Raw genomic sequence first — 16146 nt, 5'->3', positions numbered from 1 at the left:
AAAAATAGATTATTATTTCTAATTCTTATTGATATAGTTTAGCAGTAACAACAAACTATATATAGAATTTTGTATTATTTTCTTTCACGTTCTTTAGAAAGTAACAAAAAGAAAAGATTATTCATATTATTATATATATAATATTGTTGTACATGGAGAGGAAGAAAATGAGCAACGGTAACTGTTATGATACTGATTTCAATACTCTTGGAGCAAATAATGAACCTATTAGTGATTTGACGCTATCTACAATGGTTGTAGGAAATCAAGAGGCAGTATTAAACCGATTAGTAACTGTGCTATTATTCTTATATGCATTCACTAATCAAAATTTTATTTGTTATCTGATAAATATGAATGAAAAACTATTATGCAACCAATTGTGTCTTACAGATAAGTTAGTAGATAATCTAATGGATAGTCTTGCTAATTGTCAAAGTGACCTTGATAATTGTAGAAGAAAGCATCACTAAAAGAGAGCTATTAAATAGGCTCTCTTTTAGTGATTATAAACTGAAATTATTAAAGGAGTAGAATTAGTGTATGAAAGAGAGTATGTTTTGATTGAAGATTAAAAAACGCTTTTTAGGGCAAAATATCTACATCGTATAAATAATATATAATGATTGTGTATTTAAAATAATTTTATCTGATGTCTAGCCACTGTAACACTCCCATCCTATATAAAGGTGGGGGATAACAGTGGCACGACCCTAGATAAGTTCAAATAAGATTCAGATGGAGATCAAAACTCCACCTGAATAAAGTTTCACTTGATAGAAAGGTGGCAAAGCATATGAATATAATAAAAAAGGATGGCAGATTAGAAGAGTTCAGTATTTCAAAGATAAAGAGATCTATCTTAAATGCGTCACAAGAAGCTTTAGAGCCATTAACAGATTCAGATCTTAAAGTGATTGAAAGTGAAATAATGAACATATTAAAGATTATTAATAGAGAAAAAACTTCATCATATGAAATCTTTGCAATTATTTTAAATGTACTAAAAACATTGGAGTTTAATAACGTAGGAAAAGCATATTTAAATGCATCTATAAGTTTTTATATATAACCAACCGAAAGAGAAGTTACTTTGACTCGGCTGCTAGAAAAAAGTAACTTCTCTTTTTGCTGTAGTATATATTTTAAATCATAAATCAAATTTATGATTGTGTACCTATAAAAAAGGCACACCTATAAGTACAATTACAAATAAGCATACCTTTTATATAATTTATTCTATTCTAAATTCCAAATGTTGTGCTAATCATATCCATAAAAAACAATTTTATATGAATATATGATAAAAAAACTACATTTTTTTAAATTTACCTTTAATGCCATGACTTTTTTTGTTAAAATCAAATATAAGGAGGTGGCGGACTGTTTTGAATATTAAAAAGAAACTTATTACTTTTGTCTTAGCTTTTGCAATGGTACTAAGTTTTATTCCGACGTTAAGTGTACAAGCGGCAACTACTGATTTTAAAATAATATCAGACAGTAAGGTTACTGCGAAACAAGCTAAAAAATGGGCCAAATCAAAGGGAGCAACGGACACTTTTGCAGATTTAGCGGATCTTTATTTTGAGTATTCATCAGATCATGGTGATGTGAATCCAGCTATTGCGTATGTCCAAGCGGCAAAAGAAACTGGGTTTGGAAAATTTGGCGGAGTCTTAGATGAAAGTTATCACAATCCATGTGGACTTAAAAACCCATCGGGTGGTGGTGATACTGACCCAAATGCTCATCAAAAATTTGATAGCTGGGATGAAGGTGTACAAGCACATTTAGATCATTTAGCTTTATATGCAGGAGCTAGTGGATATCCAAGAGAGGATACTTATGATCCTAGACATTTTGTAACTATTAAAGGTAAGGCAACTACGGTAAACTCTTTAGGTGGAAAATGGGCTCCAAGTGCTACATACGGTGAAGAAGTAAATAAATTATACAAAAATTTATTAGATTATGCTGGAGTAGATTATCCAAAAGATAGTGTTGACAATTCTACAAGTAATGGAAACACTAATAACAACAATACTGGTAGCGGTGGATCATCTAATGCAGCTCCAAATCCAGGAAAGCCTGAAAGCAAACCGGGTCCAGTAAATGCATCTGATGTTATTGCAGAAAACAAGCCTCAAAATGAAAATAAGCCACAAGAGGATAAGCCTAATATAACATCTAATATTGGTTGGAAGAATGAAAATGGAGCTTGGTATTATTACAAATCAGACAATACAAAAGCAATTGGATGGATTAATCCTGATGGTAATTGGTATTACTTAAGAGATGATGGAAAAATGGCAACTGGATGGGTAAATTACAATAGTAAATGGTACTATTTTGATAAATCAGGGATCATGGTTAAAGGGTGGAAGCAATTAAATAATGATTGGTACTTTTTAACGTCTTCAGGTGCTATGGCAACTGGAATTCAATATGACGGTTCAAATTGGTATTACTTAAAAGATTCAGGAGTCATGGCTACTAATAGTGGATGGACTAAAATAAATAATAAATGGTATTACTTTGACAAAGGTGGAATATTAAAGACCGGTTGGATTAAGGATAACAAAAACTGGTATTACCTTCAAGGCGATGGTATTATGGTAACAGGTCTTTCTAAAATAAATAATAAAATCTATATGCTAAACAGCAGTGGTGCCATGGAAATAGGTTGGATTAAAATAAATAACAATTGGTATTATTTCAATACTGATGGTAGTATGGCAACAGGCTGGATTGTAGATAATGGAGTTTATTATTATTTATATGACACTGGAGCTATGGCTAAAGGATGGATTAATATTGATGGAGTATGGTACTATATAAAGGATAGTGGTGCTATGGCAACAGGCTGGGTTACATCAAATGGAGATTCATACTATCTAGATACAACAACAGGAAGAATGCTTACTAATACTACAGTAGGTGGTTATAAGATTGGTTCAGATGGAAAGAAACAAAATTCAACTAACCAAGATACAGGAAATTCGGGAATGCAGCCACCACCAGTAGGTAGTGGAACTAATACGCCTTCAACTGGTAAGAAAACAATAGTAATTGATCCAGGACATGATTATGGTAATGATTATGGAGCTGAAAGTACTATTGATGGAGTAACTTATAGTGAAACAGTATTAAATATGCAGGTTGCAGATAAATTAAAGACAGAGCTTCAAAATAGAGGGTATAATGTAATAATGACAAGAAATCTTGGAGAACGGCCTTCTTATGGTTCTTTAATTGACAGTCTCTCACATAGAGTTAATGTTGCTAATAATGCAAATGCAGATTTCTTTATAAGTATTCACCATAATTCAGCAGGTGAATCAGCTTATGGAGTGCTTAGTCTTTTCAGTACACAAGCTCAAGATGATACTTTTGGCGGAAGATTAGATAATGCTAGAATAGAAAAGAGTAAGAAAATGGCGACCCTTATAAATAATAACATAGCAAGCAAGCTTAATCTATATAATAGAGGTGGTCAGTCACAAAATCTATATGTATGTAGAAATACAAACATTCCGGCAGTATTAGTTGAAGTTGGATTTATAACTAACAAAGAAGAAGCAATAAGATGTGCAGATCCAGCAAGTCAGCAAAAAGTGGCAGAAGCAATAGCAGAAACTATTGCTGCAAATATATAATGAACTTAGATATACAGAATTGAAGATATGTACTTATAAAGTGCAAAATAAACTATAGAAAGAGAAGGTGCTCTATTACGCGGTTGCTGGAAATAACTACAGTTATTTCTTGAATGAAATACTGCGTAAAAGGGTACCTTCTCTTATTTTATTGAACTATTTCTTTCATATGATCTATTCCAATAATTATATCATTATCAGAAGTTGGCATAAAATTATCAGTATCCTGATGATTATAATCAAGGCCTACTACAAAATTACCCTGATTAGATGAGTATACGATATAAGTTTTAGTTGTAGAGTTGTCATATTTTTAAATGTAAGGCGTCCAAGAATTATAGTTATAGACATTAAAAATATTTATGGTAGAAATTGCATAAGAGAAAAAGCGATTTGTCTGTTTTATTAGCCCCCAAAACAATATGTTAAGTTGTATTATATATTGGACAATCATCGTTAAATTCCAAGGATTTGGATTATGAAATTTTGTCCTTAAACCAAAGATGAACGGAGGAACGCTGTTTTGAAAGCTATTAAGAAATTGACGACAATTTTCTTTGCATTTGTAATAGTTTTAGTACTAATTCCAATTACTAATGTAAAAGCAGCTGTTGCAGACAATAACATAATATCGAGTACAAAGGTAACAGTAAAACAAGCAGAAGAATGGGCTAAAGCTAATGGTGCAACTGATACATTTGTAGGATTAGCACAGTTATACTGGAAATATGCACCGACTCACGGCAATGTTAATCCAGCGATTGCATATGTTCAAGCGGCTAAAGAAACAGGGTATGGAAAATTTGGAGGAGTTCTGGATGAGAGTTATAAAAACCCATGTGGAATGAAGACGAGTGTAGGGGGATCTGATACTGATCCTATTGCTCACCAAAGATTTAATACTTGGGATGAAGGTGTACAAGCTCATGTAGATCACTTAGCACTTTATGCAGGGGCTTCTGGTTATCCAAGAAGCAATACATATGATCCAAGACATTTTGCAACTATTAAGGGTAAAGCTGTAACAGTAAATGCCTTGGGTGGAAAATGGGCTCCAAGTCTTACATATGGGGAAGAAGTTAATAAATTATATAATAATTTATTAATATCAGCAGGGCTAGTATCTCAGCCTACTAATGATGCCGATAGCACGAGTACTGGAACAAATTCAAGTACAGGGTCCACTTCGGGATCAAATACTACAACAAGTAAACCTCAAACAGCTTCGCCAGGGCCAACGGGAGCACAAGTGACTGAACCAATTAAAATTTCGACTGATAATAGTATAAATATTGCTTCTCCAATTGGATGGCAGCTAGAAGGTGGGAATTGGTATTTTTACAGATCAAATGGTAGTAAGGCGACTGGATGGATTAATCCTGATAATAACTGGTATTACTTATATAGTAACGGAGTTATGGCAAAAGGATGGATCTATTTAGGTGGGAAATGGTATTATCTTAAACCAAGTGGAGCAATGCAGCTTGGATGGGCGAAAGATAATAATAAGTGGTATTATCTCCAAGGTGATGGAAGTATGACTACCGGCTTAAAACTAATCGATGGTAGAAAATATTTCTTAGATTCCAATGGTGCTATGAGAACAAGCTGGGTTTCGATTAGCGGTTATTGGTATTATTTTAATTCTGGTGGAGACATGCTAACAGGTTGGATTAAACCAGATGGAAATTGGTATTACCTATATTCTACTGGAATAATGGCAACAGGATGGATACAGCAAAATGGAAATTGGTACTATTTAGGAAACGGTGGTGCAAGAGCATCAGGCTGGGCTGTAGATGGAGGTAGTTACTATTATCTAGATCCAGCTACAGGTATTATGCTTAAAGGTGTAATTATAAATGGCTGGCAAATAGGGCCGGATGGAAAAAGAGGAAACAGGGTGCCTGGAAGCACTTCGGGAAAAGTAATAGTATTGGATCCAGGACATAACTTTGGCGGAGATGATGGTGCATATGCTACTCATAATGGAGTAACATATGTTGAACGGGATCTAAATATGCAGGTTGCAGAAAAGTTGAAAGTAAAACTTGAGGCATTAGGTTATACAGTAATAATGACAAGAAATTCATCAGATAGAGAAACTATTGCAGTTACTCAAAGTCTTACCAACAGAGTTAATATTGCTAATAATTCTGGTGCAGATTTATTCATAAGTCTACATCATAACGCTGCAGCTACAGCATCAGTAAATGGTGTGGAAGTTTATTATAGTTCTAGGGCTCAAGATTCAAGTTTTGGTGGGGCTTATAGTGATTATAAGCTATCAACAAGTATGAATTTAGCATCATCAGTAGCATCAGCTATTTCAAGCAGTACTGGTGCAACAAACAGAGGTCCTAGAGATAGTGGCTTATTTGTATGTAGAAATACAGCTATGCCTTCAATATTAATTGAATTTGGATATTTAACAAATGCGAGTGAGGCTCAAAAAGTTTCAACTTGGTCTTATCAAGATAAAGAAGCAACGGCAGTTGCAAATGCAATTGCTGCAGCAATTTAGAGTCTATAATAAGGGTATTGTGAAGCAATGAACAACCGAAATAGAATACATATATGTTCCGCAGGGCTGTGAAAAATTTCACTGGGAATATCTAAATGGAAAGTTGCACCACATCTGCGTGTTCCTGTGACAAGCAAAAGTGGAACAACTTCCCATTAAGATATTCTAGCAGCTTATTTTTCAATGCCTGACTCCACATATATGTATTCTATTTCTTTGTTTTGCTACCACATTAATTATTTCACATATACAGACCAAAGAATATATGAGTATTGTATTATAAATATAAAAACTGTATGAAAAGACTTGAATATTCATTAAAGGTATTGTAATCAGAAAAATATAAAAATACTTGCATAAATATATCGCTATTTATGCTTACTATTAAACAAAGAAAGTGGATGTATGTTTTTACGCAGTGTTCATCAGAAGATTTTACTGGCTATGATTCTTAGAATATAAGTTGTCCCAAATGTGCTTGTTCAAGGCGTAGTCCTTGAAGCAAGCACATTTGGGACAACTTGTATTCTTAGAATCATCCAGCAAAATCTTCAAGGAACCGGAGTAAACACATATATCCACTTTCGGTTGTTCAGCAGTAAACTTAAATTAATCTCTTACTGCAAGTATTTTTATATTTCGGTGATACACAATACCTTTATAGGATACATGAACTTAATAAAAAATTAATAGATTATTTAGAGTATATGTATTGATAGTTTTCGCTTATTACACTATATTTGAAAGTAATAATATTTAGATAAATTAGATTTATCCTACAAGTTATAATAACTAAAATTTAAAGAGGTGAAAAAATGGAGTGGTTAAGAAGATTTATGTACGGGAGATACGGGGGTGACAATTTATCAAAAGCATTGCTTGTCTTATCTTTTATATTATTAATGATAACAAATCTATTACCAAGAGCTTTAATTGGGCTTGAACTGATAGCATACATTCCAACATTAGTGTGTGTTTATAGAATTTTTTCAAGGAATATATATAAGCGTCAGCAAGAGAATTATAAATATTTGAGAATAAGAAATTCTGCAATAGTTTGGTTTAGACGTAAGATGAATATAACAAAGGATTTAAAGACTCATAAATATTTTACATGTCCAAATTGTAGGCAAAAATTGCGTGTCCCAAGAAAGCAGGGGAAAATTTCTGTAACATGCCCTAAATGTAAAAATTCATTTAAAGGTAAATCATAATATGAGAATATTACTTTTTGGAAAGATAATACTGACTGGGGACTATAGGTAGAAAAAAGAAAAATATGATAGAAATATAATAAAAGGACCTTCCATGATATATGCGTATTGTATTATATTATGGAAGGTTATTGGTTTATGGTTCCGCGTAAAGGAAAAAGAGGTATTTTATCTAATAAGTGAGATAAACAAAGATTTTTATTGAGATATAATTAGTCCATTTATGTATTTATATGTCTAATGAGAAAAGTATATGGCTCTATAATTAAAATATGGTATAATTAAGTTAATTATTAATTTAGAGTAATTTATTACAGCATATTAATTTAAATGGTATGAATGCTCAGTTTAAAGATATTAATTTATATAAATTAATATCTAACTAATAAAGAAAGATATATTGCCTTGGATAATTTGCCAGTTTGGTAAATCCGTAAATTAATATGATAATATAAATAACAATATGATGACCGGTTTTTATTTAATTCTCAATTTTTACAATTTAGGAGGGCGACATTAATGGAAAAAATGAAAAAAAGGTTTATAGCATTGTTAGTGATATTTACAAGTATAATATCATTTTTGCCAGAAGGATTTATTGAACAAGCTGTTAGTGCGGCAACAATAGGTACGGATGCAACTGCTATAACAGTAACGGCTGATGGTGCAAAACTTACACCTAGAACAGATACAACAACTTCTGAAAAGATATACTCTACTACAAGTGTGACAGGGGCATTTACAATTTCACTTAGTGCTGATGATATAACGGACAGAGCCACTCTTGAGAGTCAGGCAAAATCAGGCAAAAAATCAACAAGTGGTATTGTTGCTAAACGAATTGATATAATGACTATAAATGGGACTAGTTGGCAGACCGTTGATGGAAATGCCATATTAGTTGATCAAGGAATAAGCATTGGAGATGCTGGAAATTCAAGTGGCTCAACATCTAAAATAGTTGGAAAGGTGATAAATGGGTTACCGTTAGGTGTTAATAGAATTGAATATAAAATAACTATAACTACACAAGACGTAATATATACGCCTGCAGATTCAGCTAACAACACAATCGAAAAGATAGAGACACAGAATCCTGTTCCAACAACCTATGCTAATGATAAAATAACAGTAGAGCATGGAACTCAATATGTTGTAGGTAAGATAAATCCTATGATGTTTAACGCTTATGTAGGTGAATCAACATATTTTGATACAAATACAGGGGAAGTTTTAGATACTAAGTTAAGCCAAAATAACACAGTACCATTTTTATATTCAACTGTAGCGACCCCAGACAAAAGTATGCCTCTTAGATATACTTTTGATGTACCCGATTCAACTTCAACATTAAAATATAACATGACTTTTGATTCTACTATGTCATTAACAGGTGCAAAGGTATATAAGAACGGAAAACCTGCAACAGAAGGCACTGAGTATAAGATTGATGGTCACATGCTAATTGGTAATTTAGAAAGATTAGGACAATCAGATTTGATTGTTGTTAGATTGAGTTCATCAAACAATTCAAATAATATTCAAAAGGTATATTCTATAGAAATTAAATACAACAATTTAAATGCAGATTCAGACTATAGCTTAAAAGAATCAGGAATAACAAAAGCAGATTATAATGATGATTCTAGCGTGTTAGCATATGTAGGAAAGAAATTTGACGTTACTACGAATACTAATGGTTTTAAAGAATATTCAGGTAAGATATATGTGGATCCAAGAGCTAGATTAATAAGCATTGATCCTACTTTAATAAAAAGTAAAGATACAGTGGCCTACGTTGTGACGAATAGGTATACAGATTCAACGGGAACGACCAAAGTCGCCAAATCTGAACTTAAGAATGGTGAACAGTATATTGATTTTATGGCTAGTTCAACATCTAATATAATTCAAATAGATGTGTATGCTGGAAAAGATGGAAGTGTAACTAATTCATCAAAAATATTAGCTAGATATCTTTTAACAGTATACAAATTAGCAGGAAGTTCGTTTAGTATGAATTTAGCTTTTGATAATAATGATAGTAATGATAATACTTATTTAACTCAACCGGGTGTTAAAGACAATATCATAGATAATTTTATTACGTCTAGACGTACTTATGATTTATATACAAAAAATTCAGACATGGTAAATGTATCTTTTACGGGAGCAAGAAGTAACAAAAATGAATACATTAGAGTTTGGCTTTCAGATAGTGTAGATGGAAATAATTTAGTGGAAGCAACTGCTTCTGTTAACAATGGATTAGATAGCAGTAATAAAAGAAGTGCTAGTCTTGACGTATCGCTAAATAAGGCTAAGAAGATTGTGATTCAGGCGTATTATGATAACTTCTATACCACACAATCAACAGCAGGAACGCCTAATTATGAGAGTAAGCCACTAGGAGATAAGTATGTATTTTATCTGCCTAATAACTATGATAATGGCAATCCAGGCTCAGGAGAAGATTCAAATGAAGCTTCGCTTAATTCTTTAAAGATTAATGGATATACTTTAACTAATAGTGATGGAAATCAAGGTTTTTCAAGTGATAAGTACAGCTATACCACAACAGTAGCTAAAGAAGATACTACTGAAAAGATAACGGTAGTACCTCAAGATACTAGTGTTAAATCTATTGTTGGAACTATTGATGGAAGTAATGAATCATATAATTTTGTTTCAGGTGAAGCTGAACAAATTGCTTTGAACAGCAGTGGAAAAACTACTCTTAGAATAGTAGTAACAGCACAGGATGGAACAACTAGTAAAACATATACAGTTGTAATTAAAAACAATACGAAAGGCAGTGATGCTACACTAAAGAATGTTATACTTAGCACTGGCGATTATAACTTTGATCCTACAGAGAATGTCACTAAAGTGCGTGTTGATCAAAATATAACAAGTGTTAAAGTAACGCCTGTTCCGCAAGACTCTAAATCAACAACTACTGTTAACGGAGAAGATTATACAGCTACTCCGATATCCGTAAGTATTAGAGGAGCACAAAAAACTGAAATTCAAATAGTAGTAACATCAGAGGATGGTACTGAAAGTAACACTTATACACTTGAAGTTTATAGAGTTGATAGCTCTAATTGGAATGACGATAGTGATGGTGGAGATCAATATGATGATGATCAATTCTATGATGAATATAATGATTGTTGGGTAGACTTAACAAAGTATGAAGAATGGGGTACTGTAAATGGCAAGCCAGCTTACTTTGATAAGAAAAATAGGCAAGTTAAAGATGCGTGGATATCTACAGGTGGAAAATATTATTACTTGAATAATTTGGGATATAGAGCATCAGGTTGGAAAGTTGATAATAAAACTGGACAAACTTATTACTTAGATCCAGCTACTGGGGAAATGAGAAAAGGATGGATGAATTTAAATAATAGCTGGTATTACTTGGGTCAAAATGGTTTGATGCAAAAAGGCTGGGTGTACTTAAATGGTAAATGGTACTACTTTACACCAAATGGACAAATGGCTGTGAATCAAACTATGTATGTAGATGGTAAAGTATATAATTTCGGACAAGATGGAGCTGTTAGAGCTTAAAATATGTAGAACCGAAAGAAATGGTGTTCTATTGCTCGGTTGCTAGAGAAACCTGCTAATGAAAGTCAATACTTTTTATAGCAGGTTTTTTAATTATTTTTTATATTTTATTGCATACTAATTAGACCAGCTATTTTTCTGGTCCAAGCTTCCGATTATTAAATTAGATTCTATTTATATACTTCTTTTATTCTAGCATAATATATTCTTAAAAATTTATTTAATCCAGCAATTTTTGCTACTTTTGAAGCTTTTCCTTCCGCCTCTTTTTTTAGTATAAATAAATATACTGAATTACTCTCAGGTTTATTAATTTTTAAATATTTCATTATTTCAAATCCAGTTTTTCTTAATGTAGCAGAACCTCTCTTAGATATTCTCCTTCGCGTTCCGTTAAATTGCCCTGATTGATATGGTGGCGCATCAATGCCTGCATATGCTATTAAAGCTTTTCCGCTATGAAATCTTCTGATATCGCCTATTTCTGCTATTAGTCTTGGTGCAATAATGTCACCTACTCCACCCATTTCACGAACAACAGCATACTCCTTTAGAGACTTTGCTAATTCTTGCATTTGTGATAAAATCAATGCAAGAGTTTTATCTACTTCACGAAGAACTCTAACAGCTTCCAATACTAACATTTTGGTCGATGGGGCATTGGAAGATAGAGTAGGGATTCCTTGTTGAGCCAAGTCATATATCTTTATGGCTTTCGCTTCGCTTTGTTGGTATCCCTTCTTTTTTGCCCAATTTTTATAACTATTAATAAACTGTTCCTTACTTTTTACTGCAATGTTATCATAGTGCCAGTATTCTTCAACGAAATCATTTAATTTATCTTTTTCGGGTTTATCAGATCGATTTTGTAGCATTTTTTTAATTCCTGGCATTGTATGGTCAAGCATTGAAGTTAATGATAATTTACTTTCTACCCTGAGTTTTATGTAGTGACTGTATTGTCTTCCAAGAAGACGTAGTTCATTATAAACATCTTCACTTGATTCATAGTTAACTAAATGAAACCAGTTATCTATTCCATAGCTAGCAATCTTTATAGCATCTAACTTATCTGTTTTTCCTTTTCTAAGAACTATACTTGCATATTTTTTCATTACTAGTGGATTAATAATAGTTACAAAAATACCATGCTCTTTAAGAAAACTAAGTACTGGCAAATGATAAGTTCCTGTCGCTTCCATTACGACTCTTACTTCTTCATTAAAACATTTTATCAATGATGTTAATTCCAATAGATGATTTTCTGTATGAGTAACCTCATATGGAGATTTAACAATCTCGCCGCATGGTTTCAATATACATACTGTACTTTTTTCTTTTGATACATCAATTCCTACACTTATCATAAGTGACCTCCAGATATATTTTTTTCGTAATTGTACCCATCTACACTTATTAGAATTCATTTTGGTTAGTTACACGAAAGCCTCTAAGGTTTCAACCTGCTTAATCGAATTTTTATAATAAAGGATGGCTGACAGTTTCTCAAACGGATGTTATTAATCCAAAATAGCTGTCGTCAGACCAATTACTCCCTTAATTATAAATAAAATAAGTGCAAATACTAACCTTATTTCTTGGGTAGTATTTACACTATATACAGTACCAAATGGCTGAGGATGTGTGAAACTCGACTCACTTGCGTTCGCTGAGTAAGTTCGATAACCAAATCAAAGATTTGGATTCTCACTTAACAGTAAAAGTTGCACCCATTTATGCTTGTTCCTGAGGTAAGACTCAGGACAAGCATAAATGGAACAACTTTTAATGAAGAAATATCTTCAGCCATTTTCTGAATGCAACGCTGCGCAAAAGAATACCATTTCTTTTTGGTTATACAGATATTTTAAGGTACTTTTGTTTAATTTCATGTGATTGTATCCATAAGTTAATAACTGTCTATAATTGAATATATTTAATTTCATGTGTCTTATTGTTATTGACATCCATAATTTTCAGGAATATAATTAATTATAGTTCAAAATTCGAACAATGAATAAATTATATAACTTAAAAGGGGAGTTAAGTGTAGTATGTTAGAGGATAGAATAGAAATTTTGAAAACTTTAAATGATAACTTTAATATTAACCAAAGGGAATTAGCTAAAAGAACAAATATATCTCTTGGAAAGGTTAATGCTGTTTTAAAAGAGTTTACGATAGATGGATTTATAGATAGAATAACAAATAATAGAGGGACTTTATATAAAGTGACTGAAAAAGGCATGAAGTTTTTAGAAGAAAATATAGCTTCAGCTAAAAATACGAGATTAAAGCTTCATGAAGGGGAAAGAAAGATAGTAAAACAAGCAGTAATACTTGCAGCTGGTAGAGCAGAAGAGTTTGGAAAACCTGTGGGTATGCTTGAAATTGAGGACTTAAAATTAATTGATAGAACTTTAAGTATATTAAAGGAAAATGGGATAACTAAAACTGTTATAGTAACAGGATATGAAAGTAAGTACTATGAAGAGTGTTTTGGAAATAGCAAAAATATTATTTTAGTAAAAAGTGATACATACAAATGGACAGGTACTATGCACTCATTATCTTTAGCTAAAGATTATATTGATGATGATTTCTTACTTATAGAAAATGATTTGATTTTTGAAAAGAGAGCTATAAAAGAATTAGTGGAAAGTCAAAATAGAGACTGTATACTATTTACCAATGAAAGTGGGTCAGGTGATGAGGCCTTTGTTGAAATAAGAGATAATCACTTATTTAAAATGTCTAAGGATATTCATCAATTTAACAGAATTGATGGAGAAATGATTGGACTTACTAAGATTTCTTATAAGTTATATACAATGATGCTTGAAGAATTCAAGGGGAATGTTAATCCTTATTTAAATTATGAATATGTATTATTAGATGTCGCTAGAAATTACAACATAGGTTTCGTTAAGATAGACGACCTTGCTTGGGGAGATGCAGATAGCGCGAAGGAATATGAAAAGATAAAAAATTATCTTTATCCAACAATAAGAAGAAGAGAACTTAGCTATGAAATTAATAGTATTAAGGCTATTGTCAAAGATTCATTAAAAGTAAATGATGAAGATATTACTGAAGTTGTTCCAGCAGGTGGTATGACGAATAAAAACTATAAAATATCTGTTAAAGAGAATAAATATATTTTAAGAGTTGCAGGGGTTGGAACAGAACAAATGATTAATAGAAGCACAGAAATGTTCAATTCTGCAATTGCTTCTGAGAAAGGTTATAATGTAGAAGTACCTTATTTTAATCTTGAAACTGGAGTTAAAATATCTAAGTTTATAGAAAATGCAGAAACTTTAACTCATAGAAGTATCAAGAAAGAAGAAAACTTAAAGCAAGTTACATCTATTTTGAGAGATCTACATGAATGTATAGATTTTCATATGGATAATGAATTTAACATGTTCAGAGAACTTGAAAAGTATGAAAATATATTAAGAAAAGATGATGGAAATTTCTTTGATGATTACGATGAAGTAAGAGAAAAGGTAATGGCTCTTGAAGAAGAATTAAAAGTTTGTAATAGGGTATTTGTACCATCGCATAATGACTTAGTTTCTGAGAATCTAGTTAAAGATACTGAAGGTAGAATTTATTTAATTGACTGGGAGTATAGTGGGATTAATGATGATATGTGGGATTTGGCAGCCCTTTCTCTAGAGAATGAATTTTCAGAAGATGACATTGAGTTAATGTTTAGATTATACTTTAAAGGAAAAGAAGCTGATAATGATTCGAGAAGAAGACTTCTAATTCATCAAATATGCCAAGACTTTTTGTGGGCAGTGTGGACTTTAATAAAGGAAGCTGAAGGCGATGATTTTGGTACTTACGGAATAGATAGATACAATAGAGCTAAGGAATATTTAAAGAAACTTTAAGTATAGATAGTCAAAGCATAACTTTGATTTATGCGTGTAACTTACCGAAAGAAAGGGTATTCTGTTGCTCGGTTGCGAGAGAAACCAGCTATGGATTTCTAACAGCAGAAGTTGTACCCATTCTTGCATGCTCCTGAGCTAAAGCTCATGACAAGCAAGAATGGAACAACTTTTACTTAAGAAATCCTATAGCTGGTTTCTCAATGCAACACTGCGCAAAAGAATACCCTTTCTTTCTGGTGAGAGATATATTTTAAAGTATAAATCAAGTTTATGTATGTTTATCTATATAGCATTCAGTAATGATAAGGGCAACTATACTTGGGATTTGTTGCAATATTCCATAAATTTAAATAATATGCTATAGTATCATTATGTAACCATATATAATAAGATTGAGATTGTTTATGTTTAATAAATAGTTTAAATTAGCTGTGAGGAGAAGGTAAATATGAGAGCGATTTTAATGGCGGCAGGAATGGGAACTAGGCTTAGACCGTTGACTGAAACTACGCCAAAGTCTTTAATAGAAGTTAATGGTATGTCCCTGCTTGAGAGACAAATTATAAACTTAAAAGAAGTTGGAATTAATGAAATTATAGTGTTAACAGGTTACTTACATGAGAAGTTTGATGAGATAGTTAATAAATATAATTTAATAAAAGTGATTAATGATAAATATGATGTTTATAATAACATTTACACTATGTACTTAGTTAGGCAATACCTTGAAGATGCATTTGTTATAGATGCAGATAATTATATTACAAGAAACTTTTTACCAAAAGATAAACCAGCCACATCAGTGTACTATTCAGCCTGCAAAGAAAATATAATAGGGGAATGGATATTAAAATATGATGATAGTGGAAGAATATTTGGTGTCGATATCGGAAAAGAAGGCGATGAACCAAGTTACATAATGTCAGGAGCATCTTTCTGGACATCAAAAGATGGTGCGTTTATATCGCAAAAAGTAGAAGAAGCAATAGACAAAGGGGATTTCAGGGATCTATACTGGGATAGTATCGCTGTAGATAATTTGGATAAAATGGATGTATATATTGAAAAAATAAATTCAAATGATATATTCGAAATAGATTCACTAGAGGATTTAGAATACTTAAAAAAGACACTTAAACTGTAGATTACAATATCACCAGCCGAAAGAGAAGGTACACTGTTACTCGGTTGCTAGAAAATAAAACTGTGGATTTCTATCAGTAAGAGTTGCACCAATCCTGCTTGTTCCCTAGGCAAGCTAG

9 protein-coding genes are annotated in these 16146 nt (G+C 32.0%); 8 read left to right on the top strand and 1 reads right to left on the bottom strand.

The genetic code is table 11. From position 1 onward, the window contains the following. The first annotated feature begins 167 nt into the window (after window positions 1–167). The 6 genes from D2A34_RS04405 (at window position 168) to D2A34_RS04380 (ending at window position 10976) form a co-directional block, all read left to right on the top strand. A complete protein-coding gene (locus tag D2A34_RS04405) occupies window positions 168–473 on the top strand; it encodes a hypothetical protein (protein WP_079437735.1) in 306 nt (101 codons plus the stop codon). Between the two features lie 323 nt (window positions 474–796). Continuing rightward, on the top strand, window positions 797–1072 hold the full coding sequence (locus D2A34_RS04400; protein WP_119365847.1) for an ATP cone domain-containing protein: 276 nt from the start codon (window positions 797–799) through the stop codon (window positions 1070–1072). A gap of 316 nt (window positions 1073–1388) precedes the next feature. Beyond that, a complete protein-coding gene (locus D2A34_RS04395; RefSeq protein WP_119365846.1) occupies window positions 1389–3659 on the top strand; it encodes an N-acetylmuramoyl-L-alanine amidase in 2271 nt (756 codons plus the stop codon). Between the two features lie 523 nt (window positions 3660–4182). Then, on the top strand, window positions 4183–6183 hold the full coding sequence (locus D2A34_RS04390) for an N-acetylmuramoyl-L-alanine amidase (RefSeq protein WP_119365845.1): 2001 nt from the start codon (window positions 4183–4185) through the stop codon (window positions 6181–6183). Window positions 6184–6998: 815 nt separating this feature from the next. Further along, a complete protein-coding gene (locus tag D2A34_RS04385) occupies window positions 6999–7397 on the top strand; it encodes a zinc ribbon domain-containing protein (protein WP_079437739.1) in 399 nt (132 codons plus the stop codon). A 519-nt stretch (window positions 7398–7916) separates the two neighbouring features. After that, window positions 7917–10976 (top strand): N-acetylmuramoyl-L-alanine amidase family protein, encoded by a 3060-nt coding sequence (locus D2A34_RS04380; protein ID WP_119365844.1) that lies wholly within the window; start codon window positions 7917–7919, stop codon window positions 10974–10976. Window positions 10977–11146: 170 nt separating this feature from the next. Here the strand turns inward: D2A34_RS04380 and D2A34_RS04375 are convergent, their stop codons facing one another. Continuing rightward, a complete protein-coding gene (locus D2A34_RS04375; RefSeq protein ID WP_119365626.1) occupies window positions 11147–12343 on the bottom strand; it encodes an IS110 family RNA-guided transposase in 1197 nt (398 codons plus the stop codon). A 687-nt stretch (window positions 12344–13030) separates the two neighbouring features. Between D2A34_RS04375 and D2A34_RS04370 the strand changes: the two genes are divergently transcribed. Together D2A34_RS04370 and D2A34_RS04365 are read left to right on the top strand one after the other, a co-directional pair. Beyond that, complete coding sequence (locus D2A34_RS04370) at window positions 13031–14881, top strand: NTP transferase domain-containing protein (protein ID WP_119365843.1); 1851 nt, start codon at window positions 13031–13033, stop codon at window positions 14879–14881. 451 nt (window positions 14882–15332) lie between these two features. After that, entirely contained in the window at window positions 15333–16028 is a 696-nt protein-coding gene (locus tag D2A34_RS04365) for a sugar phosphate nucleotidyltransferase (RefSeq protein ID WP_119365842.1), read from the top strand. The last annotated feature ends 118 nt before the right edge of the window (window positions 16029–16146 follow it).

It is taken from the genome of Clostridium chromiireducens (assembly GCF_003575225.1).
GTDB classification, from domain to species: domain Bacteria; phylum Bacillota; class Clostridia; order Clostridiales; family Clostridiaceae; genus Clostridium; species Clostridium chromiireducens.
This window is presented reverse-complemented; position numbering and strand designations above follow the sequence as displayed.

Excerpts from the sequence above, each read along its gene's own strand:
- D2A34_RS04405 (WP_079437735.1), top strand. The coding sequence starts at position 168 with ATGAGCAACGGTAACTGTTATGATACTGATTTCAATACTCTTGGAGCA.
- D2A34_RS04400 (WP_119365847.1), top strand. The coding sequence starts at position 797 with ATGAATATAATAAAAAAGGATGGCAGATTAGAAGAGTTCAGTATTTCA.
- D2A34_RS04385 (WP_079437739.1), top strand. The coding sequence starts at position 6,999 with ATGGAGTGGTTAAGAAGATTTATGTACGGGAGATACGGGGGTGACAAT.
- D2A34_RS04380 (WP_119365844.1), top strand. The coding sequence starts at position 7,917 with ATGGAAAAAATGAAAAAAAGGTTTATAGCATTGTTAGTGATATTTACA.
- D2A34_RS04375 (WP_119365626.1), bottom strand. The coding sequence starts at position 12,343 with ATGATAAGTGTAGGAATTGATGTATCAAAAGAAAAAAGTACAGTATGT.
- D2A34_RS04370 (WP_119365843.1), top strand. The coding sequence starts at position 13,031 with ATGTTAGAGGATAGAATAGAAATTTTGAAAACTTTAAATGATAACTTT.
- D2A34_RS04365 (WP_119365842.1), top strand. The coding sequence starts at position 15,333 with ATGAGAGCGATTTTAATGGCGGCAGGAATGGGAACTAGGCTTAGACCG.